The 2,452-nt window shown below is 29.5% G+C and carries 3 protein-coding genes and 1 pseudogene; 1 reads left to right on the top strand and 3 read right to left on the bottom strand.

Annotation, left to right across the window (positions count from 1 at the left end):
* The 3 genes from trmB to BN899_RS06765 form a co-directional block, all read right to left on the bottom strand.
* Positions 1–431 (bottom strand): tRNA (guanosine(46)-N7)-methyltransferase TrmB (gene trmB, locus BN899_RS06775; RefSeq protein ID WP_042274026.1); only part of this gene is annotated, 431 nt, incomplete at its 3' end.
* Between the two features lie 92 nt (positions 432–523).
* Positions 524–655 carry a hypothetical protein gene (locus BN899_RS20135; RefSeq protein WP_278244967.1) on the bottom strand — a complete coding sequence of 44 codons (132 nt, stop codon included), beginning with the start codon at positions 653–655 and terminating at the stop codon, positions 524–526.
* Between the two features lie 274 nt (positions 656–929).
* Positions 930–1,250 (bottom strand): iron-sulfur cluster biosynthesis family protein, encoded by a 321-nt coding sequence (locus BN899_RS06765; RefSeq protein ID WP_042274025.1) that lies wholly within the window; start codon positions 1,248–1,250, stop codon positions 930–932.
* Between the two features lie 306 nt (positions 1,251–1,556).
* On the opposite strand from BN899_RS06765, the pseudogene BN899_RS06760 reads away from it, so the two are divergent.
* Positions 1,557–2,434, top strand: a pseudogene (locus BN899_RS06760) (YitT family protein).
* The last annotated feature ends 18 nt before the right edge of the window (positions 2,435–2,452 follow it).

The following is a 2,452-nucleotide window of genomic DNA, read 5'->3' as shown; positions in this document are numbered from 1 at the left end:
AGCAGAGTCCTATATTTATTTAAAAAATTAGTATGAGTTAATCTTCTCTTAGCCCATCTAGCTTTTGGCCATGGATCACAGAAGTTAACATATATCCTACTTAATTCATTTTCCTCAAAATAATCTAATACATTAGAAACATTTGCCCAAGCAAATAAAATATTATTTAAACCATACTCATTGGCTTTTTCTACTCCTTTTATAAGAACTTCTTCCTTTATTTCAAAAGCTATATAATTTATATCGGGATTTTGCTTAGCTAGAGTAGTTATAAATTTTCCGCGCCCAGTACCAAATTCCACATATATTGGATTATCATTTTTAAACTTAAGATTCCATTTACCTTTAAGTTTGTCTATATCATCCCTAAGAACATAATCTTTATAACTTAATAACTTCTCATCTGCACCTTTTATTTTTCTTCTTCTCATGTCAGTACTCCTTATAATTTATTAAAGTCTAATTATACCTAACTTTAGAAAAAAATAAAGAGTACTAGCTTAAAGCTAATACTCTTTTAATTTTAGTGCCCGCAGCCAGAGCATCCTCCGCCGCATCCACCTTCATCTTGTATATTTTCTGGTCCTACTTTAAATCCGTAGCCAGTATCTTCTATAACTATATTTCCATATTTAGTATAATCTTCATTACTCATTATAAAATGTAAACCTTCTACATTGTATTCTAAATCGTCAGCCTTTTGCTCATCCAGAGCAATTCCAAATGATGGACCGCCTCATCCTATACCTGCGAAATAAACTCTTATATTCTTAGGTCTATCTTGATTATCTTTTAAGATATCTTTTAGCGTATCAATCGCTGTTTGTGGTAAAGTAACCTTCATTTAATCATTTCCTTTCAAGTTATATATTTATCTTAAAGAAGCTTTATGTAAATTATAAAGCTTCTTTAATTGTGAATTAATAATTCTAGTGTCCGCAGCCTGAGCACCCTCCGCCACATCCGCCACCAGGTTGAATGTTTTCGGGTCTAACCATAAATCCATAACCAGTATCTTCTATGACTATATCACCGTATGTAGCATAGTCTTCATTACTCATTATGAAGTGTAAACCTTCTATATCAAATTCTAAATCATCAGGATTTTGCTCATCTAAAGCTATACCAAACGATGGGCCGCTACATCCATTACCTGCAAAATAAACTCTTATTCCTTTAGGTTTATCTTGGTTATCATTTAAAATGTCTTTTAAAGTATTTATCGCTGTTTCTGGTAATGTGATCTTCATAATAATCGCTCCCTTTCAAATTTTGTTGAATTTATATATATTATATACTTTAATGATACATATAATCAATTGATTTTTACTAATAATACTAAATTTAACATAAAATGTATGTAATTACTATGTAGTAATCATTATTAAATACATTTTTAATGTATTCATATTTTACCCTTATTTTTATATTGTAAACATTATTAGTTTTAATAGAGTCAGTTTATTTCTTTAGTTTGTACAATTATTTTATGATATAATATTATTTTGTAATGAGATTATAAAACTTATAACAACTTAGGGAGGGAATTATAAAATATGAAAAAAGACGAAACTAAATTTTCGGCTATTTTGACAGAAGGGCTTGGTTTATTAGTGGGATGTATATCTATGAGTATAGGTATTAACATGTTTTTTAAACCTTACACGATTGCTCCTGGAGGTCTTAGTGGTATGTCTGTAGTGCTTAATAAAGTCACAGGTATATCTGTGTCTAATATAATGTTAATTATAGGTATTCCTTTGGTAATATTAGCTTTTAAAATACTGGGTACTAAAAATTCTGTAAAAACATTAATCGGAACAGTGCTATTCTCTTTTATGGTAAATATAACTTCATCTTTTGCTGAAGTTTTACCAACAAGTGATCTTTTATTATCTTCTATATCAGGTGCAATATTAGTAGGCTTAGGTATTGGTATTGTATTTAGAGTCGATGGTTCTACAGGGGGAACTGATTTAATAGCTTTAATATTGAGTAAAAAGTTTCCTGGTATAAAGGCGACTAAATTCATGATGTGCTTAGATGGTGTTGTAGTTGTATCTTCTGGTATTGTAAATAAAAATATAGAAACTGCGCTATACTCTGCTATATCGCTTTATGTAATAGTTAAAGTTGCAGATGCTATAATGGAAGGATTTGATTTTTCTAAAGAATTTATGATAATTTCTAATAAGTCTGATGAATTAAGAGAAGTTATAACCAATGAATTAGATAGAGGCTTAACTATACTTGATGGTAGGGGTGGATATACTGATGATAAAAAACAAGTTTTACTTGTGATAATATCTAGAAATCAAGAAGTGTATTTAAAAAGTTAGTTAAAGCTACAGATCCGAATGCTTTTATAATAGTTAGCACAGTTCATGAAGTACTAGGAGAAGGGTTTAAAGAATTAGGAAATGGTAATGCTTAAATAAAAAAGTGGCTTAAG

Origin of the sequence: Faecalimicrobium dakarense (assembly GCF_000499525.1) — a bacterium.
Lineage (GTDB): Bacteria > Bacillota > Clostridia > Peptostreptococcales > Peptostreptococcaceae > Faecalimicrobium > Faecalimicrobium dakarense.
The sequence above is the reverse complement of the archived record's forward strand: the minus strand, read 5'-3'. Positions and strand labels throughout refer to the sequence as shown.